The sequence below is a fragment of the Lysobacter sp. Root667 genome, assembly GCF_001427715.1.
Lineage (GTDB): Bacteria > Pseudomonadota > Gammaproteobacteria > Xanthomonadales > Xanthomonadaceae > Lysobacter.
In genome coordinates this window covers 148,457-171,716 of sequence record NZ_LMHF01000013.1, presented here as the reverse complement: position 1 = coordinate 171,716, position 23,260 = coordinate 148,457, and the positions used below count along the sequence as shown (strand labels likewise).

Here is a 23,260-nt window from a genome sequence, read left to right as displayed (position 1 = left end):
CCACCCGCCCTTGTTGACTCCGCGCTGGCGCGCGGTGCTGTTCGCTTACGCGTCGGCCGCGGCCGCCACGAAGCCGGTCACCACCGCCCAGTCCTTGGAGTTGGCGCTGTCCTGATCCCACAGGATCTTTTCGACGCCGCGGATCTCCATGAAGCCGACGCCGTGCTTGAAGCCGTAGTCGTCTTCCTTGCGGGTCGTGGCCTTCGTGGTCTGCGCCCACACCACGCCGAGCGCCTGCGCACCGCACAGGTACACCGGCGAGATCAGCGCGCCGGCATCGCCGACGGCGCCAAGGTCGGGGATTTCCGGGATCTCGCGGATGACAACGCCATCCCAGTACAGCGAGGTGGTGCCGGTGAACAGCGGGTTGGTCTTCGCACGCTCGCGGGCCTGCTCGTGCACCGTGGCCATGTCGGCCTTCAGGTCGCGGTAGGCTCGGGTACCCGCGAAGATGACGTAGGTCTCCTCGTCCTCGCCGTAGGTGTACGGCCGGATGCCGTCGCCGTTGACCGTCTTGGCGTCCTGGGCAATGCGCTTCAGCTTCGACACCATCGCGCGGTTGAAGGTCTCGGCCGCGGTGATCGCGAGGATCGAGGCCGAGTTGTCTCCGGCGACCCGGTTGCCGATGTCGGCGCCGTACAGGATGCGATCGGCGTTGTCGGTGTTCCAGTCGTCGCGCTGGGCCTCGGTGGCCGTGGCGTAGACGATGCCGCGGATCGAACCGAGGGCGTTGATGATCGCGGTGCGCAGGTAGCGCATCGCCAGCGCCTTCAGCGAAACACGACCGGCATTGAGGATGTCGATCGGGGAGGCTTGTTCCTCCTCCACGTTGACTACCACGGCATCACGGACGACGCCCACCTTGATCTGGTGGCCTTCGTTCGGTAGCGCCTTTTCGTTGCCGACCAGCGTGGTCGAGCCGGTGTTCGGACCGCCGGTGTCGTCCAGAGCGCCGATCAGCGGGATCGTGATCGCGTCGCCCTTCTTCTTGGTCAGGTCGTTCTTGACCTGGATGATGCTGTTTTCGTCGCTACCCATGTAGCGCTTGAAGCGGTTGGCGCGCACGTACTCTTTGAAGAAGTCGCGCGACCACTGCTTGACCCTGTTCGATAGGGAAATCGTGGTGTCGGTCATGGCTTGTGCCCCTTAAGGCTTGAAGATTTCGTCGAAAACGGATTCCGGAGGCAGCGGGACATCACCCTTCGCACTCCGGGTGTTGGTCAGGTCGGGCGGCAGCTCGTCGGCGACTTTCTTGCGCGCGGCATCCTTGTCGGCAGCTTCTTTCTCCAGCTGCTGGCGGACTTCGGCCTCCACCTTCGCGCGGTAGCCGGCCGGGTCCTCAAGCAGCTGGCGCGTCTCGCGCAGTTGCTTGCCCAGCTTGTAGGCCGCCAACGCGGGGTTGGGACTGCCAAAGATCGAGGCGGTGATCGCCGGATTGCTCTTGGCGTGCTCCTCGACTTCCTTGAACACCTCGTCGTAGTCCGGATGCGTCTCGCGGACCAACGCTTCCAGAGCGGCGTACAGCCGATCGTTCGCGCTGGCTTCCACGGTCTGCACCACGTGCCGAACGTGCTGCTCCGGGTCCTGGAAGAAGCTCGGCACTTCTGCCGGCTGCTGTTGACCTTTCCGCAGCGCTTCCAGCTCGCGCTCGGCCTCCTTGAGGCGCCGTTCGTGCTCCTGTCGCTTGTCGCGTTCCGCCATCAGGGCGGCCAGAGGGACACGCTCCTCGGGGGTGTCCGAAGCCGTCGTCGCTTCGGGTGCGGCGGCCGGCTGGGCCGGCGCCGCAGGTTCGACCTTTTCGACCACTTCGGGCGCCGGCGGGGCCGGCTGCTCGTCCATGGTCTCGTCCTCCAGGAAATCGCGCTCTTGCTCACCCATCACACTTCTCCACTCGACCGTCCGCCGTCGTCACGTATCGCGCCAAGCCGTGCGCGTCCGGTGCCGCTACTGCGGCATGCCCTGCTGGTCGTCGCCCATGAAAAAGCCGCCTTGCGGCGGCTGGTTTGGGTCGGCGATGTCACCTCGTGGCGGAGGCAATGGCCTCAACGCCTGAATTCGATCGGTCTCGGCCTTGTAGGCCTCGATTTCCAACTTCTTGCGCTCGATCTCTCGGTCGGCAAGCTGCTCCTGCGCCTCGCGCAGCTGCTTTTCGAGCTGCTCGACATGCTCCTGGGCCTGCTGCATCTGCTTCTGCAGCTGCGGGGGCACGCCGTTGCTGTCCAAGTGCTCCAGGATCTTGTCCTTGTTGCGCAGACTGGACGCTTCGATGATCGCGCGGGTCGGAATCGCAGCCGGGTCGGCCTTCTTCATTTCGACCAGGGCGTCGAACTGCTCGCTCTGGATGGTGATCGAGTCCGGACCGTCCTCGAGGATGATGTCGACGTCCAGCTCGGCCAGCTTGTTCTGGTGGCCAACCACCTTGTTGAGGCGCGGATCACCGGGCGGCAGCGGTGCAACCGGCTTGCCCTGCTCCGCGTCGGCGCGCATCTGGTCCGCCAACGTGATCGGCCGGTTGAGCGCCACCCAGCGCAAGTTCTGGTCATCGTCGGTCACCCGGATCCAGCGCTCCTCCGTCCAGTACTGGCGGATGCGCAGCCACACCTGGCGATAGACGCGCCAGCTCCAGTTCTTGACCGCCTCGAACGGCTTCGCCATTTCGGCCAGGCCGGCGGCGGTGAGCATCTCCTGCGCGCGGCCCGATGGCGCGCGGGTGTCGCCTTCCAGCGCGGGATTGACGCCGCTGGCATCGATCTCGGCCTTCGATTCCTGGAGCAGACGGAACTGCCCCTCGACCAGGCCCGGCGCGTCGACGGTCTCGAACCGCATGTTCGGCACGACCTCGACGTAACCGTCCGGTTTCGCCATTTCGCGGCGCGCCTGCGGCACGCTCTCGACTGCACCTTTCTCGGCGATGATCTGGCGGCTGTTCAGCAGGTGTAGTGCCTTCGAGCGTCGCTTGTTGATCTCGTCCTGGGCGCTGATGTGCCGCCGCGCGACGCCGTAGCGCTCGTTTTCCCGATTGACATAGGCGCTGGTCGCGACGATGTCGCACTGCGGGACACCGGCCTCATCGAGGTAGGGCGAAACCTGCGGATCACGCAGGTAGCCACTGCGGCACAGGACCGCGGTCATCCATTTTCCGCCCTCGATCCAGCGGTGCTGCAGCACGCGAATGCGCTTGCGCTTCTCGTCGGACCAGGTGACTTTCGGCCGATCGTCGAAGGTGTCGCCGATGCTGACGCCTTCGGTGTAGCAGCCCTGAATGATGTCCTTCTTGTCCGGGAACATGCCGATCGCGCGGGCTTCGTCCATCCACAGCACCACGCCCATGAAGTCGGCGTCGGAGAAGTCCGGCCGGCGGCTGTGCGGATCGCGGTAGAAGCGATCCCAGGGGATGTCGGTGATCTCGACCTCGGGCTGGCCGTTCACCATGCGGACCGTCACGGTCGCGGCGCCGATGCCCTCGATGAACACGTTCTCGGCAACCGAGGAGCGGATTTCGCTGAATCGGTTGCTGTCGCAGACGAACCGCACCGCGTCCGTGACCGACTCAGCGTCCTCCTGGTGCTGCGGCGTGCGCGGGTAGGCGCGCGGATCGGTCCGCATGCGCTTCTCGTGGCCGAGTAGCGCGTCGATCTTGGGGCCGATGCGGTTGGAGATCACCGGCGGCTGACCGCGTTTGGCCAGGGTCGCCAACTCCTCGTCGGTCAGCTGGCTGTTGTCGTAGTAGTCGCGATCGCGCTCCGACAACTTGCGCTCATTCTGGGTCTGGTCGAACGATTCCTCGAACTGGAGCAGCAGCCGGTCGACCTCCCGCACGGGCTTCGCGGCGGTGGCTTTGGTGCCGTAGGCGGTATCGTTCATCGCGTTTTCCAATTGCCCTCTTCGTCGTCCAGGTCGTCGTCGCCGTAGTCATCGGCGCGTGCGCGTTTCGCAGTGTCAGCGGTTGGCGTCCAGGGGCGGCTCATGCACGCATAGCGCGATTCGTCGCCAGCGTGGTCTTCCATGGACGAATCCAGGTCTTCCGCCTGGTGCTTGTCGTGCTGCAGCGCCGGCATCGTTCGCCACCAGTCCTTGCAGGTGTCGAACACGTAGAGCATCGGCGCCCCGCCCTCGCCCTTCAGGCGGCCGCGCAACTCGTCCCAGCCCGCGACACGCTTGTTGTCGGCCGGCTTGAACGTGATGCCCTCGGCAAGCATTCGCTCCGCGATGCTGGGGCCGCCGTCGACCTTCCAGATCGAGGGGTCAGCGACGCCGTAAGCAATCCGCTCCTCCCCTTCCCGCTCCTTGATGCCGCGCGCCACAGCACCGGCTGTCAGCTTCAGGCCGATGTTCGGGCCGGCGGCGCCGTACCACTCGCGGTAGCGGACCAGCGCGCCGCGCGGCAGCGTCTTGCCCTGGACGTCGAAGTCCTCGCCGACCACCGCCCACCAACCGACGCTGAAGGGCTTGGCACTACCCCAGTCGAATGAGCGGAAGCGCAACCAGTTCTTGGGGACCGAAAATGGTCGCAGCGCGTGTGCCGCGCGGCTCAACTCGGTGTAGAAGGCGCCTTCTATGACGTCCCAGTCGCCGTCGCGCATCGCGCGCACCAGCGTTTCCGACCCCAAGCCCGACAGACGCGCCTCGTAGCCGGGATCGTCCCGCGCCATGCTCGGGTTGTCCGAGAGCCTGGCCGGGATGTACTGGCGGAGCATCCCGCCATCGTCGTTGGCTGCCTGGCGCAGCTCCATCGGCGCAGCGAAATCGACGAACGTCGATTTGACCCAGGCGTGCCCGATGTTGCCGGGGTTGGCGCCGAGCAGGATGCGCGGGAAGCACCCCGCATACTCCTCCGGGACGTACATGCCGACCATGCGCACGCGGTTGCGCAGGAACCGATACATCGCCTCGGTGAAGTGCGTGGCCTCGTCGATCAGCAGGACGTGGATCTCGGAGCCCTGGTACTTGTAGACGTCCTTTGGGTCCTTGCAGTGGCACAGGTAGATCTTTGACCCGTTCCAGAACCGAATCTCGTCCTCGACGATCGTGCAGAGACCGGCGAGCTTCCAGGCCGCCAGCATCGCGTGGAAGCCGTTCGGGCCTTCCATGTGGTTCTTAACCAGGTCGTCGCGAATGCGACGGAACAGGTAGACCTGCAGGCCCGGGATCGCGGCACACCAGGAGATCGACACCGTGCGCATCAGGTGGCTCTTACCGCCGCCCGCCGCCCCTCCGTAGAGGACTTCCGTCGCCCTCGTTAGAAACGCCTCGCCCTGCTTTGCGTGCAGCGCGAGGTTAATCGCCGCTTCCACCGTCCTTGCCGATCGTCACGTTCAGGACGGCGCGCAACGGGCCACCCTCGGCGCCGGTGTGCTCCAGAGTCTGGCGTTCGCCGTAGCGCCGCGGGTCCCATTTCGCGAGCAGCTTGTTCTCCTGCTCGACGATGAGGCGGTCGCGGAAGACGTCGCCGGTAGACTCCCCGCCCTTCTCAGCCTGCAGGCCCCGGGCCGTCAGGCGCGACCGGTAGGCGATCACGTCGAACCCGTTATCGCGAGCATCCAGAAAATCGGCCGCGAACTCCGGAAAGGCCCGCTTCCAGTCGCTCACGGTGCGCGTCGCCGGCATGGCGTCGTCGCGGCATATCCAGGCGAGCGGTTCGCCCTCGCCGAGGCGACGCAGGATCTCCTCTGCGGCCTCGGCCGTGTACGTGGTCGGCCGGGCCATCACACCACCTCAAGGATGCCGACCTGCACCGTCCGCGACACACCCGCGCGCACGGCCCGCAGCTCAAGGCGGTACAGGCCCGAAGGCAGGAGGCGTGCGGCGTCCGTCTGCGCGATCGCGAACTCAACGCGCCCGGCTTCCGAGCTGGTGGCTTCGAACTCGCGGCGAATGGCACTGCCGTCGTAGTAGTAGGCGGTGACGCTCAGCGTTGCGCCGGTGAAATCGACGTTGCCGGCGTCGTCACGCACCCACGTCGCGAACTCATTGTCGGAGCCGCGGAAGGCTTGGAACGTGCGCAGGATGGCGACGAGCCGGGAAGCCGCGGTCTCGATCTCGAGCGCGAACTGCAGGACGAAGGCCACGGTCAGGCTCCGAATCGACCGGCAGACCAGCCGGCCCAGGTCCACGCCGCGCCCGCCGGCGTGAATTCGAACGGGTACGTCGGCGTGTCTTCGAACTCGCCGGCGCTCCAGATCGGAATGCGGAAATCCGGGTTCTCGTCGAGCGCTACGGCATCGACCAGGCGCGCGCGGCGCTGCGTCGTGTTGAAGCTCGGCACCACGCGGACGTGGTAGCGGTAGCCGCTGCTGCCGATGTCCGGAGCCGAGAATGTCACGACGCCGGTTTCGGAAACCTCGACCGTGATGCCCTCGGCCACGTAGTCGCCCTCGGGGATGAGGATCGGCAGACCTTCCTCGCCCGACGCGCGATAGACCTCGACGGAGCACGATCCGATCGCAAAGGCGTTGATCCAGGGCATCGAATTATTCGCTCACTGCCCGCGCGTAGGCCTGGCAGGCGGCGAGCTGGTCGGCGACACCGTCGGCGTCGGCCCCGACTCGCAGCAGAAATTCCGCATCTTCGACTGATAGACCGCCGGCCTCGGCACCATGAACGCCGGCGACGGCTTGGGCGGCGTCGGGCACACGGCAGGTAAGGCGTGGGCGCACGACGAGAGCGCCGCGGCGCAGGTCAGCGACAGCAGCAGCGGTTTCGCGTTCACGGGCAAGCCCCTTGGAGACCAGGTCGAAAGTGATGTCGTAGACGGCCGCGGCCCAGTCGCCTTCGCGCTTGCGCGCGGCTTCGGTGGCGGCGAGCAGGTCGGCCTGGGCCTGTGCCTTGGCCGCCTTGTTGGTGTCCTGGGCCGAGTCCAGGCGCCAGGACTGCACGCCGGCCAGCACCAGCAGCAGGAGGGCCAGGCCGGCGAACACGGTTGCGCGCACGCCGCCGAGCAGGTCGATCAATCCGCGGCTCATCGCTTCGGGTCCTCGGGGATCACCGCGCCGATACCGCGCATGGCCGACTCCAGGGTGATGACACGCAGGCGCAGCCGGTGCGCCTCCTCCTCAGCGGTCATGCGCAGGCGGACCTCCTCGTGCAGCTGGGAGGTCATGGCGGCCTGCGCCTCTTCCAGCGACTTGACGCGGGACACCAAGCCGGTGAGCAGGTCGATGTTGGCGTCGGTCTCGGTGCGTTCCTTCTTGCGCGAGAGCACGGCACCCCACGTTTCGCGCACGATCCAGAACGCGGCCAGGCCACCGGCCATCCACCAGGGCGCGGTCTCCTCCATCACTTCGGGTCCAGGCCGCGCAGGCGGCACCAGGCGCGGACGTCGAAGCTCGGGCAGGCCTTCTTGACGTTCGGGAAGTCGCGATGGCCGAGGATATTCGCCGCGGGGAACCTGGCGCGCAGGCCGCGTAGCTGGAGTTCGAGCGCGTCGTACTGGCGTTCGTTGAACGTGGCAGCGGGCTTGCCGGTCGAGTCGACGCCGCCGATCAGGCAGATCCCGATCGTGTCGCGGTTATGGCCCTCGACGTGGGCGCCTGCCTCGTCCAGCGGCCGCCCCGGCTCGACGCTGCCATCCAGCGGGATCACGAAGTGGTAGCCGATGCCGTCCCAGCCCTTCTCGCGGTGCCAGCGATCGATGTCGGCAGCGCGGAAGGGTTTGCCTGCCGGCGTGGCGCTGCAATGAACGACGAGTCCGGTGATCGCCCTCATTTGCCCAGGTCCTTGGCGGTGTAGCCGGTGCGGCGCAGGAACCGGCGAACGGCGGCCGCGATGCCTTTCTTGCCCGCAGCCTGGCGCCGCGCCTGCACTGAGCGGGCGCGCTTGATGGTCGAAATCACGGGGGAAACTCCGGCGATGCCGCCGCGGCGCGGGGCTCAGAAACGCGAACGGCCCGCCGGTGAGGGCGAGCCGCGAGGACAATTCTTGACGATGCGCGCTTTTTACTCCGGCGGTACGTACTCGTCAAGCGGCACGATCACGGCCACTTCCCCTCGCGCATCAGCCGCATGATCCGGCGATGGTCCCACTCGAGGTAGATCCAGCCGAGTACCAGACCGACGAGGATGCCGACGAGCGCGCCCAGGATGATAGATGGGGTCATCGCGACAGCCTCGCGTGCATCCAGGTCCGTGCGAGGCGCAACTCGTCCTTGAACCGCTTCAGGCTGACGGCGTCGACGACGTTGTGGCTGACGAGTTCGGCCTTCTCCCGCTGGGTCATCGCCCGGACCTGGTACTGCACCCGGAGGCACTCGGCCTCCAGAACGTTGAAGCTGCGCAGCGTCAGCCAGGCGGTTTGGACGCGCTCGGTCTCGGCGGTGAAGGTCGAGTCGTAGCGCGGCGCGGCGGCGTAGCGGTTGCGCGTCTCTCTCGCCGGCACCGGGTCGCAGGCCCAGGCCGGGAGCACCGGCCGCGGGTTGTCGTCCGAGGCGGCCAGCACGCCAAACGCCATCAGGGCCCGCCGGCCGACGCCGCCGCGGTCGAAGGAGGCCAGCCGGCGAACCGCCGCATCGCGGGTGCCTGGCGCGAAGTCCAGACCGCGCGCCGTCGGACTGTCGCCGGTCAGGCTTTCGGCCTCGTCCCACTCGTCCGGGCGCTCCTCGCCATAGGCGCGGCCCCAGCGGAGCAGCTGCAGCTCGAGTTCCTCAGGGGTCATTCCTGGCTCCGCATGATCGCCGCGTCGAGCAGCGCACCCATCGTCTGCAGCCGCGACAGGGTCCGGCTTCCGCCGATGCCGTAGCAGCCGTTCGGGTACTCGCTGATCACCGTCACGGCGATGATCTCGCCGCGGTCGGCCTTCTCCGCCAGTCGGCGCAGGAGCGCGGCCGTCTCCTCCGGCAGGATCGATCGCGTCGTCCGCAGCTTCGTCGGGTCGCTCATGCCGACCTCCGTGCGCCGCAGTTTTTGCAGCGCCGGCCGACCTGATACCAGTGCTTCCAGAAGGTGAACAGCATCCAGCCCAAGACCATCGATACCAGCCGTGGCCGAGCCAGCGGCCGACAGATCGGCTTCCAGCGGTGTAGCCCCACCCTGCAGAGCCAGCTCAAGCGGCCTCCTCGCGCGCAGGCGCGCACGCGATGTCGGTGGCTACGGGCGGCGCCGCCGGTTCCTCGTGGAACAGCTGGGGAGCGATGGGAGCGACCTGCATCGGCTCGATGGTCACCTCGACGCGGGCGCCCAGTTCGTCAGGTTCGCAGCGCTCGGCGGCGTCCTGGCGGACCCACTTGTCGTCCTCGATCGCCACGCCCTTGAGCGCGTCATAGACGACCTTGCGAGCGTTATCGAGGTCGAGGCACTGGACGGTGTCGTCCCAGCCGTCAGGGTCCTTGCGTGCGCGGCGGGCCCAGTCCTGGGGCCGGGAGGGGAACAGGCGCAGGGTGATGCGCACGCGTCCGGTGATTGGCGCGCGGATGCCGGCCTCGAGCGCGAGCTTGCTGACCTCGGACTTGTAGTCGACCGCTTCCGGGGTGACGTAGGTCATCGCCAGCGGCTTGTGCGGCGGCTTCTTGGGCCGGGCGATGACGCGGGTCGCCCAGTAGCGGTTGGCGCTGATCGGGTACGGGAGGACGAGGGTGATGCTCATCGGCGGTTGCTCCGTTGGGGGCGTTGCTGGCGCAGGGGAACCTCGCGCGCCGGCGGCGCGAACAAGCGCTCGACCTCGGCGTGCGGGAAGGTGACGGCGGGGATCGGGCCGTGGAAGGCGTCGACGCGCTCGACGCGCGCGCCCAGGCGCCAGGCGGTGGACTCGCGAGACCAGGTCATCAGGCGCGGGCAGGCGCCGGCGCAGTCGTCGACGACCACGTACAGGCCGGGCTCGGTGGGGCGCTCGGGGGCGAAGTGCCAGTTCATGCCGCCCTCGCCTGCCGGTGGCGGCCGGCTATGCTGGGGGCACCTTTGGGGAGGACGTGACGATGGCGGGCGACTGCGCGAGTGCAAGCACGGATTTGGCAGCCTGGACCCAAGCGATAGGCAGCATCGTGGCGATCCTGGCAGCCATCGGGATCGCCTGGTGGCAGCGCCGCGAGGCCAACCGGGATCGTGCCGCTTCCGACATCGCGCGGGCACGTAGCTTGGCCCTCACGATTCTGCCGTCTTTGCTGAACTTCGAAAAACGGCTCAAGACCCTGTTGGCCGACTACGAGCCGAGACCCACCTGGTGGACAAATTCGATCGAAGACGTAATCCCAGGGACGATTCTTCAGGAGAACGTCGGGCGCCTGCATGAGCTCGGGGCCGCCGCCGAGGCGGTCCAGCTCGTAGTCCGCTCGTCGCTGGCCTGTGGCGCTGCCTGCCAGGCTCAGGCTGACGCTTACTACAAGCGGCGCCAGCAAGATCCCGAACCGGACGACACTGAAGCTTTGGAGATCCTCAAAGAGTTGGACGCGCGCGTCCGAGCCGCGGCCAAAGACGTTGTCGAGCTGTTCTAGCGTCGCCTGAAGCGCGCTCATTCCATCACCCGCGCCAGCTCGGCGTCGTCCAGGTAGCCGCTTTCGGAGGCACTGAGGCCCAGCTCAGCACGGGCGCGCTCCCGCAGGACGCGGCGCTCCTCCTCGGCCTGGAGCCGCGCCACTTCCGCGGCGCGCTCCTCGGCGGTCGGCGCTAGGATTCCCCGGATGGCCGCCATCGAGCGCTCGGCGACGCCCGGCGTCACGATCGGCGCGCGCGGCTTCGGTGCCTCCAGGTTCGCGGCCGGCGCCAGCGGAAGCGCCCCGCCCGCCATCACCGCCGCGTGCACCACGTCGTAGGCGGCGCGCAGCTGCCGGTCCTGGCCGCGCCCGTCGGCGCTGCGGTAAGCGTAGCCGTCGACGTGCATCCACACGGCCCGAGCGAACCGGGACGCGGTGTCGGGCTTGCGCAGGTCCAGCTGCACGCGCTCGATCGACGGGATGCCGAAGCACATGGCGCGAAAGCGCGGCGCGTTGGGCGGGAACTCGCGGCCCTCGGCGACGCAGGCGCGCAGGCCCTCGGCGAGTTGGTCAGGGCCCAGGCCGGCCAGCGCGGCGCCCCAGGTCTGCGCGGCGACGCCGGTCGCTGCGACGCCGAACTGGCTGGCCCAGGTGTTGCCGTACATGCCGAGCATCCGCTCCCACAGCGCCTCAAGGCGCGACGCGGGTTGCGGTTCCCTCGAGGACGTCGCCGGCGCCGGGCGCGGGTTCGGATCGTCCGGCGGTGCGATCGTCGTGGACTGCTGCTGATCGGTCCGCAAGGCTTTGGCCGCCGTTGCGGCCGCTGTGGCTGCGCGTTGCATGGGTGCCTCCGGTGGGTTGCTTCAGGGCTTCCGCGTGCCGGCTGCGCGCCGTCGCAATGGCCCAGGTGAACGGGTTTGATTTGCCGAGCGCGACGCCTTCGGCCGCAGCGTCGCCGAGCGTCTCGGGCGTCACGCCCTCGCCGAGAGCGGCCAGCAGGTGGGGATGGCTCGGGTTCGTGGTCGGGCATCCGGCCTGCCGCATGAGCAGGCACGCGCGCCCTGCGTCGGTCGGCTGCCGCGCTGGCGGCGCCGGCTTGGGGGAGTCGGCGTGCGATGAATCCGCTTTTGCTTGGTGACTGGTGACTGGTGACTGGTGAGCATTGCCATCGCTATGCGTTCGCATTGCGTCCGGTGATGCGTTCGCATTGCGACCGGACCCGTTCCACCGTGCGTTCGCACTGCGCTGAGCCTTCTCGCGCTTCTCGTTGTAGCGGGCAATCTCGGCGTCGCAGCGCTTGTGCCGCCAGCCGTCGTCGGACTGCTGGAAGAACTCATCGAGCACCGTCTGTACGGCCTCGCGCTCGTCGCGCGTACGTGCCCGGACCAGCCTCTGCACCGCCTTCAGCTCGAGCGGCAGCGGCGCCTCGGTCGAGTAGTAACGGCGCAGCAGGCGGCCGTAGATGCCGTCCTCGCAGGCCGTCAGATGCGCGGTCGCGGTCTCGTAGTCGCCGATGTGGAGCTCGACGTAGTTCACGCGACGCTCCCAAGCGAGAGCCCAGGCTGCACGGCGCGGATGCGCGCTTCGGAGATCGCGACGTATTCCGGGTCCAGCTCGATGCCGACGAACTGGAAACCCTCAGCGATAGCCCCCCGCCCGGTGCTCCCGCTGCCGGTGAATGGATCAAGGATCAGGCCGCCTGGCGGCGTCACGAGCCGGCAAAGCCAGCGCATGAGCGCGGTCGGCTTAACCGTTGGATGGTGATTTGCTGCTGGTGCCGGCGCCCCGCCGTCACGACGCGTCAGGTGCTGGCCGCTCGTGTTCGAGACCATGTCAGACGGCCGCAACGGAAGTCCGTCGCAGCCGTCATTCCTGTCCGCCCGGTCAGCCTTTGCGCAGTAAAAGAATCTAGCCGCGCTCCCTGCGTCGCCGAAGCCAGTCACCGGTATGCCGCCAGCGAAGAGGCCGAACGCGTTGCCCTGCCCGCCAGCCTTCAGTCCTGAAGGCTGGCCGCTCGAGGTGATCGGGAACCCTGCGACAACCTCATCGCTCCCATCATGGAGCACGTTCGCTGGCCATCGCCCGCCAGGGTCGCCACCGCGAGGCCCTGGCGCGACTGCGAAGTCCGTGCCACCACGGTCTGCATAGCGTCGGTTCGCGCTGGCCTCGCCAGCCCTGCTACGCGGTACGCGCTCATCATGACGACATGGAATGCCACCGGAGCCTTGGAAAACCACCTCCCCGTTGGTGGGAATCCTGCAGCCATCGATATTCAGTGCGCCGGTACCGAAAGCCGCTACGTTCGCTGCGACCGTCCCGCGGAGCGGCTTGCGTGCAAGGATGATCGGTTCCCAGGCTGGCTTGAGTGCGGTACCCCAGCCCTCGTGGTCGCCGTCGAGATTCTTCGATTTCGGGAACCCAGATCCGAACACCCACATGAGGGTGTCGCGGATTTCGAAGCCCGCCTCTTCCAGCCCACAAACGAGACGATGGAAGGTGCGAGGCGAAGCGAAAGCGACCGCGTGCGCGCCAGGCTTCATGACACGAATCGCCTCACGCGCCCAGGCGGCACTGAACTCCTGGAACGCCTTCATTCCGGCAGGAGAAAGGTCGTAAGTGCCGGCGGCGGACGCTAGCCCATTGCGGCGCCGGCCCTCATGGGTCGAATCGCGCTGTTCGAAGCGCTCGACGATCGCGCGCCCGTCCCAGGCCTTACCCATGAAGCCGATGCCGTAGGGAGGATCAGTGACGATCGCATCTACGCTGTCGGCTGCGAGGGTGCGCATCACTTCCAGGCAGTCGCCGATGTGGATCATTCGCCCACCTTCCCGGCCGCGCACCGGCCCTGTCGTCCGCTGCGGTTGACGTGCTCGCGGCGCTCCCGCTCCTGGCGACGGCGCGCCTGCTGCAGCTGTCGCGTCTCTTCGGCTTCGTAGCTGGTCAGGTGCCAGCGGCCGCAGTGCGCGCACTGGTAGAAGCTGCGCGGAACCCTGACGCCCTCGGGCGACTTCTTCTGGGCGTTCGCCATGACTGCGGCGGCCTGCTGGTGGCGCTTGTACTTGCGCTTGCCGGTGGGCTGGCAGATTCGGACGGCCATCAGCGCGCCCTCCCCGCCTTCGTGTTGAGCCCGGCCGCGGCCAGCAGTGCCGGCAGCGTCTCGGCCAGGCCTGCCAGCTTCGCCAGGGCCTCCTGCTGCTGCAGCGCCGGGTCGCGCAGGTACTTGTCGACCAGGTAGTGGATCGGCGACAGGTCGCCCGTCTTGGCGAGGTAGTCCTCGAACTCGTCGAGGCCAATGTCGCGCTTACGATCGGTGCCGCCGGCGAGCTTCTCCGACAGCTTCGACGGGGCCATGTCGATCTGCCCGGCGATCCGGCCCAGGCCGCGCTGATACACACCCGTAGCCATGCAGTCGCGCAGGCTCATATGCCGCTGACCGATTCCATGCTCGAACGTCAGCGAGAGCTGAGCGGAAGCATGGTGATGAGGCGTTCCCATTGGTTCCCCCTGTCGGGTGTGAAAAAGGCCCGACCCCTTGCGGAGCCGAGCCGTTGAAATCAGGTAGACCGAAAGCCCAGGTGATCGAACTCACCCGCATGTGCGGCAACGCCTTCGCGGTCACCCGCACTCCGGGCGGCGGCGTCGATATCCGTCAGCTGCGCCAGCCCGAGCGCCTCCCCCGCCCGCCGCAGCCGGCAGACGTGCTGGTGCTCAAGCGTGGAAAGTGAAACGGCCACGTCAGGCCGCGGCCTCGCCCTTTGCGGGCTGGACGGGCCTGTCCCAGGGGAAATCCTTCAGGGTGTCGCGTCGGTCGACGAAGCCGCCGGTTGCGTGCTCGAGGTCGCAGGCCATCCGCGGGCTTGCCGACTTGTGGCCGAGGGCCACCAGGTACAGGAATCCGGGGGTGACTCCGCACTCGGTAGCGACCCGGACCAGCTCTGCGCCGTCGCGGGTGACCTTGCCGTCTCGTTCGGTGAAGTAGGTCTTGGCGTCCATGGGGGTGCGATTGGGGAGACGCCCCTGACTTTACCGTTTCGGGAAAGTACCAGCAAGCCGGATTTTCCCTTTTTGGTCATTCCACCGACGAACGGTGCCCCTGACCATGCCCAGATGGATAACAAGCAGGTTCGGGCACGGAACATCGACTGGCTGATCGACAGCTACGGCGGCACCGCGGCTTTCGCCAAGGCCGTCGAGCGCGAGCAGGTCCAGGTCAGCCAATGGCGCGGGGGGAAAGCGATCGGTGATCGCCTGGCGCGCTCGATCGAGAGCGCCCTGAAGAAGCCGCACGGCTGGCTGGACCAGCCGCAATGGTCCGAATCTGAACCCCAAAGCGCGCTAGTTCACAGTTCTCATCGTGAGCGACTGGACGCCAGTAGCGTCGCCACCACGGCCCGGGCTCTGCAGATCGTGCTCCGCCGGCGGAACAACACGGTCTTCGATCCTGCGCAGCCTGAACACGCCGCGCTGTTCGTTGAGGCCTACGCCGAGCTGGTAGCCATGCCGCCCGATGACCCCGAAGCGCAGACCGCGTTCGGGGCCGTGGTCGCGGATCTGGTGCTAGCACGCGAAGGGCGAAAAGATGGACGAATCGAAGGTGAACAGGCTGGTGGCACTGATCGAGGCCAGCATCGGAAAAAGGGTGCCGCCTGATCCGCCGCAATTGCGGATTGTGCGCCAAGCCCCAGTGCAACCGCCCTCCCCGGCCCCTCGTGGCCTGGATTCCATCACTCGAGATTCCCACCTGAAGATGATCGGCCACCTGTCACGGCGCTACGGACTGCGCGTGCTGGTCGATCAAGCAACGTTCGGCCTCGCCGGCGTCGAGCAGCTCGACGACGAAGGCCTCGTATCCCTGCACCGGAGCCTTGACCACGCGCGCGAGTGCCTCGCCGACGGGATCAGCCTCGAGGAAGCGGGCCTTCTCCGCTCCATCTGCCAGTGAGACACCCATGCACGTGACCAGGATCGTCGCAGCCGTCGCCTTGGCCGCTGCCCTTGCGGCCTGCTCGTCTCCACTGACCGAAATGGCGGATGAAGTCGACCAGGCCAACGCGAACGCCAAGGACGCCTTGGAGCGCGCGGAATCGGCCGAGAGCGAGGCGTCGGAGGCCAAGGAAGCCGCTGAGCTGGCTCAACGCGCCGCCGATGCAGCGCAGGCGCAAGCAGATGCCGCAGGCGCCCGCGCGGACGCTGTCGAAGCGCGCCTGGACGCCATCTGCGCCCGATACGACTGCTGACCCCCTTAGGGCGCAACCCGGGCGCCTAGCGACCGTTCGTCGGGATTTTACCGTTTCGGTATTCCATTGACTTTCCCGTTTTGGTAAAACATATCCCATCGCCTCGACATGAGGCTTTCCCGAAAGGGGATGGGAATGGCTACCGCTTACGACTTCTGGAAGGCCTGCGCCGGTGACGCCGCAGAGCCCGAGCCGCCGACCGAGCTGATCGACGCGAAGCTGGCCGAGTGGCTGGACGACCACGACAGCGTCGCCGAGGCGCTGGACGACCTGGCCGCGAACAGCGACCACGGTTCGAGCGGGCGTTACACGCTGTTCTCCGCCGACCTGGCGCGCGTGCTGACGGCCGACCCGGCGACGTTCGAGGTGAAGGCCGCCCGCTACTTCGTCGACCTGCGCGAGCAGCTGCGCCGGCATCTGAAGGATGCGGCCGAGGCGCAGGTCCTGGTCGACATTGAGGACGCCAACGAGGGTGCCACGGAGGCGGCGAACGAGTGCCGCGCGAGCAGCGCGGACTGGCTTGCGGATCGCCTGCAGGGGATGCAGTCATGACCTCGTCCCGCTTCGACTACCTGCCGAACCTCGCGACGATCCCCGCGCCGGTGCCGCCCGAGCGCGACAAGGGCATCGTCGACGTCAACGAAAACACGATCGCCGACCGCGACGTGGTCGAGCGTGCGCGCCGCTACACGCGCGCCGGTGAAGCGCGGACCGCCCCCCTGTATCCGAGTCTGGCCGAACCGTCCGAGTTGGACATAGCAGCGTTCTTGCGCGAGCAAGCCGATTTTCACCCCGAGATCATTGGCTCAGCAGAGCAATGGGAAGTCGTGGCGGTAGCCGTGGCAAACCTGATCGCGGCACTGCGCGAAGAGCGCCGCCTCGCGGCTCGACACAGCGAAACCTTCGGCAGCGCGCATGTCGTTTCCGAGCGCAAGTTGGCAGAAGCCTCCGTCCGCACTGACGCCGCCCTCGCCCGCGCCGGCGGTGCCGAATGAACATCACCCCGGACGCCCTCGGCCACTTCGCCCTTGTTCTGGCTGCCCAGGCCCGCGTGCTGGGCATGGAGGCCGAGAACAAGCACCGCGAGGCTTGCGGGAACGCGATCGCCTACGACCTGAGCGCCTTCTTCGGCGAGGCCGACGTCATCGAGCAACACGCGCGCCAGCTGTTCGAACTGGGGGCGCAGCGATGACCGCCCAGATCGAACGCGAGCCGCGCGAGGGCGTCGAGCTGGCTGAGCGCTGGACGTGGCGCGACTACGCCGCGATGGCCCTCTCCTACGCCCTGATCGCTGCGCTCGCCTGGGCGCTGGTCTGCGGCGACCTCGTGCCGGTCGTCTGCCTGCTGCTGGCGACCACCCTCCTCCTGATCCTCACCAACCACGACACGCCGCGCGCAGTCGCGGCCAAGGACTGACCGTGACCAACGAAAACGAATCCCTGACCGCCCTGGTGCTGCGCTGCTGCCGTGCGGACCTGACCAGTCACAACAGGTTCCAGTGGCCGAGCGAGGTCGGCGCGACCGTCGAGGCGCCGGACTGGAGTTCCGCTCAGAAGTGCGGCAACGGCCTGCACGGCTGGCTCTACGGCGCCGGCGACCACGGCTGCGTCGACTTCTGGGGCGACCCGGACGCGAAGTGGCTGGTGCTCGAGGTCGCGGTCGCGGACCTGGTGATGCTCGGCGGCAAGGTCAAGTTCCCGCGCGCCGTCGTGCGCTTTGTGGGCGATAAGACCGGCGCCGCTGCGTATCTGCTCGCGAACGACGAGCGCGCCAAGTCGGAGAACTGCATCGGCGCGTCGCTGCTGGTGGGCGACAACCAAACCGCGCACGTCGGCGCGCTTGGCACGGCGACGGCTGGCGTCCGCGGCACGGCGACGGCTGGCGTCCGCGGCACGGCGACGGCTGGCTACAGCGGCACGGCGACGGCTGGCGTCCGCGGCACGGCGACGGCTGGCGWCMGCGGCACGGCGACGGCTGGCGACAGCGGCACGGCGACGGCTGGCGACAGCGGCACGGCGACGGCTGGCTACAGCGGCACGGCGACGGCTGGCGWCMGCGGCACGGCGACGGCTGGCGAGTTGGGCGAGCTGCGCATCCGCTGGTACGACGCCAAGAAAGATCGCTACCGCACGGAAATCGCCTACGTCGGCGAGAAGGGCATCAAGCCGAGCGTGCCGTACCGCTTGGACGACAACCACAAGTTCGTCGAGGCGAAGCCGTGACCGCCGTGGTGCGCAATCCGCACGCGGTGGTGCGTCTCGCGCGCCACATGGTCGAGCGCACCTATCGGGGCGCGACGCCTACCTCCGCCATCACCGCGCCGCTGCCGGCTGACAAGCCGCAGGACCCCGATAAGGGCCTGCTCGCTCAGCGCGACGCCTACTTCCGCCAATCCGCCGCGACCGTTGCCGGCCGCGTCGCGCCCTACAAGGAGCCTCACCAGTGAACGCCGCCGCATCCGAAGTCCTGCACCCCACGACCACCGCCGTTGCCGAGTACAGCGAAACCGAGGCCGGTCTCGCCGCGCTGCGGCAGCAGCTGGCGAACGCCACGTTCGACTGCACCACGCCGACCGGGATGAAGCTGGCCCGCGATTCCCGGTTCGGGCTGGTCAAGCTGCGCACTACGCTGGAAAACCGCCGCAAGGAACTGAAGGCGCCGTTGCTGGACCGTGGGCGCCTGCTCGACGCGGAAGCCAGCCGCATCACGGCCGCGATTCTGGAACTCGAACTGCCGATCGACGAGCAGATCAAGGCGCAGGAGCGTGTGCTCGAGGCGGCTAAAGAGGAAGCCGCGCGCCGCGAGCGCGAGCGCCTGGCCGAGATTCAGCGCCGCATCGACTCGCTCAAGGGCTTCGCCCTGGAGCACATGTCGGCGCCGTCCAGCGTCGTGAAGCAGGCCATCCATGACCTCGAAACGAAGCGCTTCGACCCCGAGGAATGGGGCGCACACCTGCCCGACGCCGTCGAGGCGCGCAACGCCTCTCTGGCGAAGCTGCACGAAATCCTCGACCACGCGCTCAAGAACGAGGCGATCGCGGAGCAGCTGCGCGCCCAACGCGAGGCGCAGGAGCGCCGCCAGCGCGAGGAGCAGGCCCGGCTCGACGCTGAGCGCGCCGAACTCGACCGCCAGCAGAAGGAAGCGCGCGAGCGCCAGGAAGCCGAGGAGCGTGCCGCCGCCGAGCGCCGCCGGCAGGAAGACGAAGCCGCCGCGGCCGAGCGCAAGCGCCAGGCCGACGCCGCCCGCGAGCAGCAGGAGCGCGAGGACGCCGAGCGTCGCGCCGAGCAGGAGCGCATCGCCAAGGAACAGGCCGCCGAGCGCGACCGCCTGGCCGCAGAGCGTGCGGAACTGGAACGGCAGAAGGCCGAGGAGCTGGCGAAGGCCGAGGCCAAGCGCATCGCGACCACGAAGCTGACCGACGCGGCAGTCGCGGCCGTCGCCTACCTGCGCGACCTGGGCCAGGGCAGCCACATCGTCACGCTGACGCTCGATGCGGCGATCGCGCGCGAGGCGAAGCCCGCGAAGGCGACGCCGGCGCCGGCACGCAAGACCGGCCGCAAGGCGCAGGCGGCTTAACGATGAACGCCGCAGCCCCCGCGATCACCGAGGCCCCGCGCGTCGGGATCTTCTACGACGAGCCGCCGGAGGTGTACTACACCCGGAAGCTCGAGGAGGCCAGCAATTCGGGCCTGACCGTGCTCGACGTCGATTCGCCGAAGCACTACCACTTTTGGGTCACCGACCCGAAGGCGGCGGACGCCGAGGAGTCGGACGCCCTGCGCTTCGGCCGCGCCTTCCACTGCGCGACCCTCGAGCCGGAGCAGTTCGGCGATCGCTACCTGCTGCTGCCGGACGACGCACCGCGGCAGCCCACCGAGAAGCAAATCAACGCCCGCAATCCGAGCATGGAAACGCTGCGGGCGATCGACTGGTGGCGCGCGTGGGACCAGGTGCGGGGGTCGCGCGAACTGCTGGTGCGCAAGGAATACGACCTCGCGCTCGCGATGGCGACGTCGCTGCGCGCCTACGAAATGGAGTTCCCCGACTTCCCGGGCTGCCCGACGATGAAGATCGGCGAGCTGATCGATGCCTGCGCCAAAGAAGTGACCTTGCGCTGGGTGGACGAGGAAACGGGCGTGCTGTGCAAAGCGCGCGCCGACCTGTTCGAACCAGACCTGCGCTTCGGTGGCGACGCGAAGTCGTGCCTCTCCGCATCGAAAGAGGCGTTCGGGCGCGCGATGGTCGCCCACCGCTACCACGTCCAGGCCGCGCACTACTGCGAGGGCTTCCGCGCCTGCGGCTACCCGCTCAAGAGCTTCGGATTCTTCCCGGTTGAGAAGCGGCGCCCGCACGTCGCGGCCTCCTGGCACGCCGACGCGCCGACCGAGGAGCGCGGCTGGGCCATTCGCCAGCGCTCGCTGCGCAAGCTCGACCGCTGCCTCAAGACCGGCCGCTGGCCGGGCTACACCACGACGATGACGTCGATCTCCATTCCCGCTTACGGCCACTACGACGCCGAGGACGAAGCCGCATGAACGCACCCCGCCAACCCGAAGCCGAACTGCTGGAGCGCGAGGTGTCGATTCCGGACACGTCGACGATCGTCGCGATCAGTCGCGCCGAAATCGACGGCCAGATCGCGACCGCGCACGCGTTCCCGCGCAGCGTCACCAAGTTCATCAAGGAGGCGACCGAACTGGTCACGCTGAACGCGGACATGGCCGAAGCCTGCATCTACGCGCTACCGCGCGACGGCAAGACCATGACCGGGCCCTCTGCCCGCTTCGCCGAGGTGGTCGCCCACAGCTTCGGCAACAACATCGCCGGCGCACGCGTTGTCGCCGAAGAAGGTGGCTTCATCGTTGCCCAGGGCGTCTATCACGACCTCGAGAAGAACGCGAAAACGACGATGGAGGTCCGGCGGCGGATCACCAACAAGAGCGGCCGCCGGTTTAGCGACGACATGATCGGCGTCACCGGCAATGCCGCGTCGTCGATCGCGCACCGTAACGCCGTGCTCAAGGGCGTGCCGAAGGCGCTCTGGCTCCCCATCTACGAGGCCGCGCGCCAGGTCGCTATCGGCGACGTGACCACCCTCGTCGATCGTCGCGCGAAGGCGCTGTCGTGGTTCCAGACCGTCGGCGTCACGCCGGCGCAGGTCTGTGCGCGCCTGGACGTCGCTGGCATCGACGACATCGGCCTCGCGGAACTGGAACTGCTGACGGGCCTGCGCACTGCGATCCGCGATGGCTCGGTTACGCCTGAGGCCGCGTTCGCCACCGACGAGCCCGAGGCCGCCGTGCCGGCGCCAACCAGCAAAAACGCGGTCGCCGGCATGGCCGCGGCCATGGACAAGCGCAAGAAGAAGGCCGAACCCGTCGACGACGGCCCGACCGCCCAGAGCGTGCACGACGCCATTGCTGGCGCCGCCGACGTCGACAAGCTCGACGAGGCCGCCGACCTGATCCGCGCGCTTCCCGAGGCCGACCGCCCTGCGCTCACCGAGCTGTACGTGAAGCGGCGCGACGAACTCAGCGCCACCTAAGCCCACGGTGCCCGGCCGCCGCCTGTGAGAGCGGCAACCGTGAGCCGCCGCGCTGCGGCCGGGCGCCACCTTCCACCCAGAGGAGTAACCACCGTGTCCCAGTTCGCCCTGGATTCCGTCGAAGCCGACGTCACCAACTACAACGCCACCACCGAGAAGCACGGCAAGCAGCACGTGAAGGTCGGCGACCTCAAGTTCCACATGATGGCGCCGAACGTGCTGCTCGACGCCTTCAACCCGAAGTTCCGCCCGTTCCTGTTCCGCAAGGCCGAGACCGGCGAGCAGCCGGGCCTGCTCGAAAACGGGCTGACCGCGCTGGAGCACCCGCACCTCGAACCGCTGCACCTGGACGAGAAGTTCCCGGGCTACACGCTGCAGATCGGCAGCGGCGCCGGCATCCGCAAGCCGATGGAGTTCGAGGAGGTGACGCTGTCGGCGTTCGTGTTCAAGGCGCTCGAAGGCGGCACCGTCGACGTCACCTTCAACGCGCGCGTCAAGGTCTCGCCCGAGGAGTCCGGGAAGCTGCACTTCCAGGTGAAAGAGACCGTCGAGATCTCGCTGCTGCCGCCGAAAGCGTCTGCGCAGACTGACCTGCTGGACGAGCAGGAAGCGGCCGACAGCGCGCGCAACAGCGCCGCCGACGACGACAGCGACGACGACGCTGCGGCCGAGAGCGAACGCCTCGCGGCGATCGGCAACGCCGATGACCAGCAGGCCGCCGGCGACCGCGCCGCGGCCTAACCCTTATGTCGGCCTCTGCCGCGAAACCGCGGCGCGCAATGCCCGGTAAACGACCCGGATAGCCCGGGCTGCTAAGCGCGCCGCGGACCGGTTGCCGGCAGAGGCCGACGCCATCCCCAACGAAGGAGCAACACCAATGCCCGACCAGCAGATCGAGAAAGAAATCCAGGCCGCCGGCAAAACCGCGCCGCGCATCACGCCGGAGGACGTCGCCGCGGAGATCCGCAGCGTCCACTACTTCATCGCGAGCGACGCCATCCAAGGCAAGAACGCCGTCCACGAGGGGCAAGGCTGGCTGCTGGGCAATACCCAGCTGTTGACCATCTGCGTCATCCAGCTGAGCAACGGTTTCACCGTCACCAGTGAAAGCGCCTGCGCCAGTCCGGAGAACTTCGACGCCGAGATCGGCCGTCGCATCGCACGCGAAAAGGCAGTCGAGAAGATCTGGCCGCTCCTGGGATTCCGCCTGCGCGACGCGCTGCACGAGCTGTCGCAACAGAGCCCGTAACCCTACGGCCGCCGGCGGCGTGATCGCCCCTCCCCCGATCCCGATCCGCCGCCGGCGCGCCACCTACAACGCCCGGGAGGGCACATGGACAACACCCTGTTTTACGACACCGAGACGACCGGCCTGCCGCTGTTCAAGGAACCGAGCGAGGACCCGCGACAGCCGCACCTGGTGCAGCTCGCCTTCAAGGTCGTGGATCCGCGCACGCGCGAGGTGCTCGACGCCGTCGACGTCATCATCAAGCCGGACGGCTGGGTCATTCCCGACGAGGCCGCGGCGATCCACGGCATCACCACCGAGCGTGCCCTCGACGAAGGCATTCCCGAGCGCCAGGCGCTGGGCCTCCTGCTCGACGCCTGGGCCTCCTGCTCGCTGCGCGTGGGCCACAACGAACAGTTCGATGCGCGGATCATCCGCATCGGCCTCAAGCGCTACGGCGAGGAAGCGGCGTCGGACCTGTGGAAGGCCGGCCGCGCCGAGTGCACCGCCCAACAGGCGACCCCGATCGTCCAGCTGCCGCCGACCGAGAAGATGCTCCGCGCGGGCTTCAACAAGTTCAAGACGGCCAGTCTCAGCGAGGCGCACAAGTTCTTCACCGGCCGCGACTTGGACGGAGCGCACAACGCCATGGTCGACGTCGACGGCTGCCTCGCCGTCTATTGGGCCGTCAGGGACCGGCAGGCGGTAGCGGCATGAGCCAACGCACCGCCACCACGACCGACCGCGAACGCGCGATCGCATGCGCCGAGCGGAAAGTCCGCAGCCCGCGATCGCCGTGGCGCAAAGGACCGCACTGCGACACCCGCGCCGCGCGCGCCTCGTTCGCGCAA

The 23,260-nt window shown here is 68.0% G+C and carries 39 protein-coding genes; 17 read left to right on the top strand and 22 right to left on the bottom strand.

The genetic code is table 11. From position 1 onward, the window contains the following. Positions 1-45: 45 nt before the first annotated feature. From ASD78_RS13595 to ASD78_RS13530, 16 genes are all read right to left on the bottom strand, one after another. A complete protein-coding gene (locus tag ASD78_RS13595) occupies positions 46-1,134 on the bottom strand; it encodes a DUF4043 family protein (protein WP_056102287.1) in 1,089 nt (362 codons plus the stop codon). A 12-nt stretch (positions 1,135-1,146) separates the two neighbouring features. Continuing rightward, the gene (locus tag ASD78_RS13590) at positions 1,147-1,839 is read right to left on the bottom strand and encodes a hypothetical protein (RefSeq protein WP_156087755.1); all 693 of its coding nucleotides are present in this window, start codon (positions 1,837-1,839) and stop codon (positions 1,147-1,149) included. 105 nt (positions 1,840-1,944) lie between these two features. Next, positions 1,945-3,864 carry a hypothetical protein gene (locus tag ASD78_RS13585; RefSeq protein ID WP_056102281.1) on the bottom strand — a complete coding sequence of 640 codons (1,920 nt, stop codon included), beginning with the start codon at positions 3,862-3,864 and terminating at the stop codon, positions 1,945-1,947. After that, positions 3,861-5,294 carry a phage terminase large subunit gene (locus ASD78_RS13580; RefSeq protein ID WP_200944203.1) on the bottom strand — a complete coding sequence of 478 codons (1,434 nt, stop codon included), beginning with the start codon at positions 5,292-5,294 and terminating at the stop codon, positions 3,861-3,863. The genes ASD78_RS13585 and ASD78_RS13580 overlap by 4 nt, the downstream gene beginning before the upstream one ends. Beyond that, positions 5,278-5,706 carry a hypothetical protein gene (locus ASD78_RS13575; protein ID WP_056102278.1) on the bottom strand — a complete coding sequence of 143 codons (429 nt, stop codon included), beginning with the start codon at positions 5,704-5,706 and terminating at the stop codon, positions 5,278-5,280. Before ASD78_RS13575 ends, ASD78_RS13580 begins: the two co-directional genes overlap by 17 nt. Then, positions 5,706-6,068 (bottom strand): hypothetical protein, encoded by a 363-nt coding sequence (locus ASD78_RS13570; RefSeq protein WP_056102275.1) that lies wholly within the window; start codon positions 6,066-6,068, stop codon positions 5,706-5,708. Before ASD78_RS13570 ends, ASD78_RS13575 begins: the two co-directional genes overlap by 1 nt. A 2-nt stretch (positions 6,069-6,070) precedes the next feature. Next, positions 6,071-6,466, bottom strand: a complete 396-nt coding sequence (locus tag ASD78_RS13565; RefSeq protein ID WP_056102273.1) for a hypothetical protein — start codon at positions 6,464-6,466, stop codon at positions 6,071-6,073. A 4-nt stretch (positions 6,467-6,470) separates the two neighbouring features. Beyond that, positions 6,471-6,950, bottom strand: a complete 480-nt coding sequence (locus ASD78_RS13560; protein ID WP_156087754.1) for a hypothetical protein — start codon at positions 6,948-6,950, stop codon at positions 6,471-6,473. Positions 6,951-6,958: 8 nt separating this feature from the next. Next, the gene (locus ASD78_RS13555) at positions 6,959-7,276 is read right to left on the bottom strand and encodes a hypothetical protein (protein ID WP_056102268.1); all 318 of its coding nucleotides are present in this window, start codon (positions 7,274-7,276) and stop codon (positions 6,959-6,961) included. After that, positions 7,276-7,704 carry an N-acetylmuramoyl-L-alanine amidase gene (locus ASD78_RS13550; protein WP_056102265.1) on the bottom strand — a complete coding sequence of 143 codons (429 nt, stop codon included), beginning with the start codon at positions 7,702-7,704 and terminating at the stop codon, positions 7,276-7,278. Before ASD78_RS13550 ends, ASD78_RS13555 begins: the two co-directional genes overlap by 1 nt. Next, positions 7,701-7,832 carry a hypothetical protein gene (locus tag ASD78_RS21705; protein WP_255355396.1) on the bottom strand — a complete coding sequence of 44 codons (132 nt, stop codon included), beginning with the start codon at positions 7,830-7,832 and terminating at the stop codon, positions 7,701-7,703. Before ASD78_RS21705 ends, ASD78_RS13550 begins: the two co-directional genes overlap by 4 nt. Before the next feature lie 137 nt (positions 7,833-7,969). Beyond that, the gene (locus tag ASD78_RS21700) at positions 7,970-8,095 is read right to left on the bottom strand and encodes a hypothetical protein (protein ID WP_255355395.1); all 126 of its coding nucleotides are present in this window, start codon (positions 8,093-8,095) and stop codon (positions 7,970-7,972) included. Then, a complete protein-coding gene (locus ASD78_RS13545) occupies positions 8,092-8,649 on the bottom strand; it encodes a hypothetical protein (protein ID WP_056102262.1) in 558 nt (185 codons plus the stop codon). Before ASD78_RS13545 ends, ASD78_RS21700 begins: the two co-directional genes overlap by 4 nt. Then, positions 8,646-8,873: a hypothetical protein gene (locus ASD78_RS13540; RefSeq protein WP_056102260.1), complete on the bottom strand. Its 228-nt coding sequence runs from the start codon at positions 8,871-8,873 to the stop codon at positions 8,646-8,648. The genes ASD78_RS13545 and ASD78_RS13540 overlap by 4 nt, the downstream gene beginning before the upstream one ends. 163 nt (positions 8,874-9,036) lie before the next feature. Then, positions 9,037-9,576, bottom strand: coding sequence for a RusA family crossover junction endodeoxyribonuclease (locus ASD78_RS13535; protein WP_082575625.1), 540 nt, complete (start codon positions 9,574-9,576; stop codon positions 9,037-9,039). Then, positions 9,573-9,842, bottom strand: coding sequence for a hypothetical protein (locus ASD78_RS13530; RefSeq protein WP_056102255.1), 270 nt, complete (start codon positions 9,840-9,842; stop codon positions 9,573-9,575). Before ASD78_RS13530 ends, ASD78_RS13535 begins: the two co-directional genes overlap by 4 nt. A 128-nt stretch (positions 9,843-9,970) precedes the next feature. Here ASD78_RS13530 and ASD78_RS13525 point away from each other — a divergent pair, with 128 nt between their 5' ends. Then, complete coding sequence (locus ASD78_RS13525) at positions 9,971-10,420, top strand: hypothetical protein (protein WP_235566502.1); 450 nt, start codon at positions 9,971-9,973, stop codon at positions 10,418-10,420. Between the two features lie 17 nt (positions 10,421-10,437). Here the strand turns inward: ASD78_RS13525 and ASD78_RS13520 are convergent, their stop codons facing one another. The 5 genes from ASD78_RS13520 to ASD78_RS13500 are packed head-to-tail and all read right to left on the bottom strand — an operon-like array spanning position 10,438 to position 13,822. Continuing rightward, entirely contained in the window at positions 10,438-11,064 is a 627-nt protein-coding gene (locus tag ASD78_RS13520; protein WP_156087752.1) for a hypothetical protein, read from the bottom strand. 25 nt (positions 11,065-11,089) lie between these two features. Beyond that, positions 11,090-11,935 carry a YdaU family protein gene (locus tag ASD78_RS13515; protein ID WP_056102247.1) on the bottom strand — a complete coding sequence of 282 codons (846 nt, stop codon included), beginning with the start codon at positions 11,933-11,935 and terminating at the stop codon, positions 11,090-11,092. After that, entirely contained in the window at positions 11,932-13,215 is a 1,284-nt protein-coding gene (locus ASD78_RS13510; protein WP_056102244.1) for a site-specific DNA-methyltransferase, read from the bottom strand. Before ASD78_RS13510 ends, ASD78_RS13515 begins: the two co-directional genes overlap by 4 nt. Next, positions 13,212-13,496 carry a hypothetical protein gene (locus tag ASD78_RS13505; protein WP_056102242.1) on the bottom strand — a complete coding sequence of 95 codons (285 nt, stop codon included), beginning with the start codon at positions 13,494-13,496 and terminating at the stop codon, positions 13,212-13,214. Before ASD78_RS13505 ends, ASD78_RS13510 begins: the two co-directional genes overlap by 4 nt. Beyond that, on the bottom strand, positions 13,496-13,822 hold the full coding sequence (locus tag ASD78_RS13500) for a hypothetical protein (RefSeq protein WP_235566501.1): 327 nt from the start codon (positions 13,820-13,822) through the stop codon (positions 13,496-13,498). The genes ASD78_RS13505 and ASD78_RS13500 overlap by 1 nt, the downstream gene beginning before the upstream one ends. Before the next feature lie 125 nt (positions 13,823-13,947). On the opposite strand from ASD78_RS13500, the gene ASD78_RS20780 reads away from it, so the two are divergent. After that, the gene (locus ASD78_RS20780; protein ID WP_156087751.1) at positions 13,948-14,124 is read left to right on the top strand and encodes a hypothetical protein; all 177 of its coding nucleotides are present in this window, start codon (positions 13,948-13,950) and stop codon (positions 14,122-14,124) included. 10 nt (positions 14,125-14,134) lie between these two features. Here the strand turns inward: ASD78_RS20780 and ASD78_RS13495 are convergent, their stop codons facing one another. Continuing rightward, on the bottom strand, positions 14,135-14,392 hold the full coding sequence (locus ASD78_RS13495; RefSeq protein ID WP_056102234.1) for a hypothetical protein: 258 nt from the start codon (positions 14,390-14,392) through the stop codon (positions 14,135-14,137). Between the two features lie 114 nt (positions 14,393-14,506). On the opposite strand from ASD78_RS13495, the gene ASD78_RS13490 reads away from it, so the two are divergent. The 15 genes from ASD78_RS13490 (at position 14,507) to ASD78_RS13425 (ending at position 23,126) form a co-directional block, all read left to right on the top strand. Beyond that, positions 14,507-15,049 (top strand): hypothetical protein, encoded by a 543-nt coding sequence (locus ASD78_RS13490; protein ID WP_056102230.1) that lies wholly within the window; start codon positions 14,507-14,509, stop codon positions 15,047-15,049. Positions 15,050-15,146: 97 nt separating this feature from the next. Further along, on the top strand, positions 15,147-15,341 hold the full coding sequence (locus ASD78_RS13485; protein WP_056102227.1) for a hypothetical protein: 195 nt from the start codon (positions 15,147-15,149) through the stop codon (positions 15,339-15,341). A 7-nt stretch (positions 15,342-15,348) separates the two neighbouring features. Next, positions 15,349-15,636, top strand: coding sequence for a hypothetical protein (locus tag ASD78_RS13480; protein WP_056102225.1), 288 nt, complete (start codon positions 15,349-15,351; stop codon positions 15,634-15,636). Positions 15,637-15,771: 135 nt separating this feature from the next. After that, positions 15,772-16,188, top strand: a complete 417-nt coding sequence (locus ASD78_RS13475; protein WP_056102222.1) for a hypothetical protein — start codon at positions 15,772-15,774, stop codon at positions 16,186-16,188. Continuing rightward, complete coding sequence (locus ASD78_RS13470) at positions 16,185-16,631, top strand: hypothetical protein (protein WP_056102219.1); 447 nt, start codon at positions 16,185-16,187, stop codon at positions 16,629-16,631. The genes ASD78_RS13475 and ASD78_RS13470 overlap by 4 nt, the downstream gene beginning before the upstream one ends. After that, positions 16,628-16,828 (top strand): hypothetical protein, encoded by a 201-nt coding sequence (locus ASD78_RS13465; protein ID WP_056102216.1) that lies wholly within the window; start codon positions 16,628-16,630, stop codon positions 16,826-16,828. Before ASD78_RS13470 ends, ASD78_RS13465 begins: the two co-directional genes overlap by 4 nt. Then, complete coding sequence (locus tag ASD78_RS20130; RefSeq protein ID WP_082575623.1) at positions 16,825-17,052, top strand: hypothetical protein; 228 nt, start codon at positions 16,825-16,827, stop codon at positions 17,050-17,052. Before ASD78_RS13465 ends, ASD78_RS20130 begins: the two co-directional genes overlap by 4 nt. A 2-nt stretch (positions 17,053-17,054) precedes the next feature. Continuing rightward, entirely contained in the window at positions 17,055-17,858 is an 804-nt protein-coding gene (locus ASD78_RS21560) for a hypothetical protein (protein WP_235566500.1), read from the top strand. After that, positions 17,855-18,082 (top strand): hypothetical protein, encoded by a 228-nt coding sequence (locus tag ASD78_RS13455; RefSeq protein WP_056102214.1) that lies wholly within the window; start codon positions 17,855-17,857, stop codon positions 18,080-18,082. The genes ASD78_RS21560 and ASD78_RS13455 overlap by 4 nt, the downstream gene beginning before the upstream one ends. Further along, a complete protein-coding gene (locus ASD78_RS13450; protein ID WP_056102212.1) occupies positions 18,079-19,212 on the top strand; it encodes a hypothetical protein in 1,134 nt (377 codons plus the stop codon). Before ASD78_RS13455 ends, ASD78_RS13450 begins: the two co-directional genes overlap by 4 nt. A gap of 2 nt (positions 19,213-19,214) precedes the next feature. Continuing rightward, positions 19,215-20,171 carry a PD-(D/E)XK nuclease-like domain-containing protein gene (locus ASD78_RS13445; protein ID WP_056102210.1) on the top strand — a complete coding sequence of 319 codons (957 nt, stop codon included), beginning with the start codon at positions 19,215-19,217 and terminating at the stop codon, positions 20,169-20,171. Continuing rightward, positions 20,168-21,181, top strand: a complete 1,014-nt coding sequence (locus ASD78_RS13440) for a hypothetical protein (protein ID WP_056102208.1) — start codon at positions 20,168-20,170, stop codon at positions 21,179-21,181. The genes ASD78_RS13445 and ASD78_RS13440 overlap by 4 nt, the downstream gene beginning before the upstream one ends. 93 nt (positions 21,182-21,274) lie before the next feature. Beyond that, a complete protein-coding gene (locus ASD78_RS13435) occupies positions 21,275-21,922 on the top strand; it encodes a hypothetical protein (RefSeq protein ID WP_056102205.1) in 648 nt (215 codons plus the stop codon). 136 nt (positions 21,923-22,058) lie between these two features. Next, positions 22,059-22,430: a Gp49 family protein gene (locus ASD78_RS13430; protein ID WP_056102202.1), complete on the top strand. Its 372-nt coding sequence runs from the start codon at positions 22,059-22,061 to the stop codon at positions 22,428-22,430. Positions 22,431-22,514: 84 nt separating this feature from the next. Beyond that, positions 22,515-23,126, top strand: a complete 612-nt coding sequence (locus tag ASD78_RS13425; protein WP_056102199.1) for a 3'-5' exonuclease — start codon at positions 22,515-22,517, stop codon at positions 23,124-23,126. The last annotated feature ends 134 nt before the right edge of the window (positions 23,127-23,260 follow it).

Bases quoted from the DNA above. Each gene is read 5' to 3' on its own strand.
- ASD78_RS20130 (WP_082575623.1), top strand. From the start codon at position 16,825: ATGACCGCCCAGATCGAACGCGAGCCGCGCGAGGGCGTCGAGCTGGCT.
- ASD78_RS13520 (WP_156087752.1), bottom strand. From the start codon at position 11,064: ATGTACGGCAACACCTGGGCCAGCCAGTTCGGCGTCGCAGCGACCGGC.
- ASD78_RS13510 (WP_056102244.1), bottom strand. From the start codon at position 13,215: ATGATCCACATCGGCGACTGCCTGGAAGTGATGCGCACCCTCGCAGCC.
- ASD78_RS13575 (WP_056102278.1), bottom strand. From the start codon at position 5,706: ATGGCCCGGCCGACCACGTACACGGCCGAGGCCGCAGAGGAGATCCTG.
- ASD78_RS13440 (WP_056102208.1), top strand. From the start codon at position 20,168: ATGAACGCACCCCGCCAACCCGAAGCCGAACTGCTGGAGCGCGAGGTG.
- ASD78_RS13495 (WP_056102234.1), bottom strand. From the start codon at position 14,392: ATGGACGCCAAGACCTACTTCACCGAACGAGACGGCAAGGTCACCCGC.
- ASD78_RS13545 (WP_056102262.1), bottom strand. From the start codon at position 8,649: ATGACCCCTGAGGAACTCGAGCTGCAGCTGCTCCGCTGGGGCCGCGCC.
- ASD78_RS13430 (WP_056102202.1), top strand. From the start codon at position 22,059: ATGCCCGACCAGCAGATCGAGAAAGAAATCCAGGCCGCCGGCAAAACC.
- ASD78_RS13585 (WP_056102281.1), bottom strand. From the start codon at position 3,864: ATGAACGATACCGCCTACGGCACCAAAGCCACCGCCGCGAAGCCCGTG.
- ASD78_RS13565 (WP_056102273.1), bottom strand. From the start codon at position 6,466: ATGCCCTGGATCAACGCCTTTGCGATCGGATCGTGCTCCGTCGAGGTC.
- ASD78_RS13425 (WP_056102199.1), top strand. From the start codon at position 22,515: ATGGACAACACCCTGTTTTACGACACCGAGACGACCGGCCTGCCGCTG.
- ASD78_RS13550 (WP_056102265.1), bottom strand. From the start codon at position 7,704: ATGAGGGCGATCACCGGACTCGTCGTTCATTGCAGCGCCACGCCGGCA.
- ASD78_RS13475 (WP_056102222.1), top strand. From the start codon at position 15,772: ATGGCTACCGCTTACGACTTCTGGAAGGCCTGCGCCGGTGACGCCGCA.
- ASD78_RS13485 (WP_056102227.1), top strand. From the start codon at position 15,147: ATGATCGGCCACCTGTCACGGCGCTACGGACTGCGCGTGCTGGTCGAT.
- ASD78_RS13470 (WP_056102219.1), top strand. From the start codon at position 16,185: ATGACCTCGTCCCGCTTCGACTACCTGCCGAACCTCGCGACGATCCCC.
- ASD78_RS13530 (WP_056102255.1), bottom strand. From the start codon at position 9,842: ATGAACTGGCACTTCGCCCCCGAGCGCCCCACCGAGCCCGGCCTGTAC.
- ASD78_RS13445 (WP_056102210.1), top strand. From the start codon at position 19,215: ATGAACGCCGCAGCCCCCGCGATCACCGAGGCCCCGCGCGTCGGGATC.
- ASD78_RS13540 (WP_056102260.1), bottom strand. From the start codon at position 8,873: ATGAGCGACCCGACGAAGCTGCGGACGACGCGATCGATCCTGCCGGAG.
- ASD78_RS13595 (WP_056102287.1), bottom strand. From the start codon at position 1,134: ATGACCGACACCACGATTTCCCTATCGAACAGGGTCAAGCAGTGGTCG.
- ASD78_RS13590 (WP_156087755.1), bottom strand. From the start codon at position 1,839: ATGGACGAGCAGCCGGCCCCGCCGGCGCCCGAAGTGGTCGAAAAGGTC.
- ASD78_RS13535 (WP_082575625.1), bottom strand. From the start codon at position 9,576: ATGAGCATCACCCTCGTCCTCCCGTACCCGATCAGCGCCAACCGCTAC.
- ASD78_RS21700 (WP_255355395.1), bottom strand. From the start codon at position 8,095: ATGACCCCATCTATCATCCTGGGCGCGCTCGTCGGCATCCTCGTCGGT.
- ASD78_RS13490 (WP_056102230.1), top strand. From the start codon at position 14,507: ATGGATAACAAGCAGGTTCGGGCACGGAACATCGACTGGCTGATCGAC.
- ASD78_RS13465 (WP_056102216.1), top strand. From the start codon at position 16,628: ATGAACATCACCCCGGACGCCCTCGGCCACTTCGCCCTTGTTCTGGCT.
- ASD78_RS13480 (WP_056102225.1), top strand. From the start codon at position 15,349: ATGCACGTGACCAGGATCGTCGCAGCCGTCGCCTTGGCCGCTGCCCTT.
- ASD78_RS13505 (WP_056102242.1), bottom strand. From the start codon at position 13,496: ATGGCCGTCCGAATCTGCCAGCCCACCGGCAAGCGCAAGTACAAGCGC.
- ASD78_RS13555 (WP_056102268.1), bottom strand. From the start codon at position 7,276: ATGGAGGAGACCGCGCCCTGGTGGATGGCCGGTGGCCTGGCCGCGTTC.
- ASD78_RS13500 (WP_235566501.1), bottom strand. From the start codon at position 13,822: ATGAGCCTGCGCGACTGCATGGCTACGGGTGTGTATCAGCGCGGCCTG.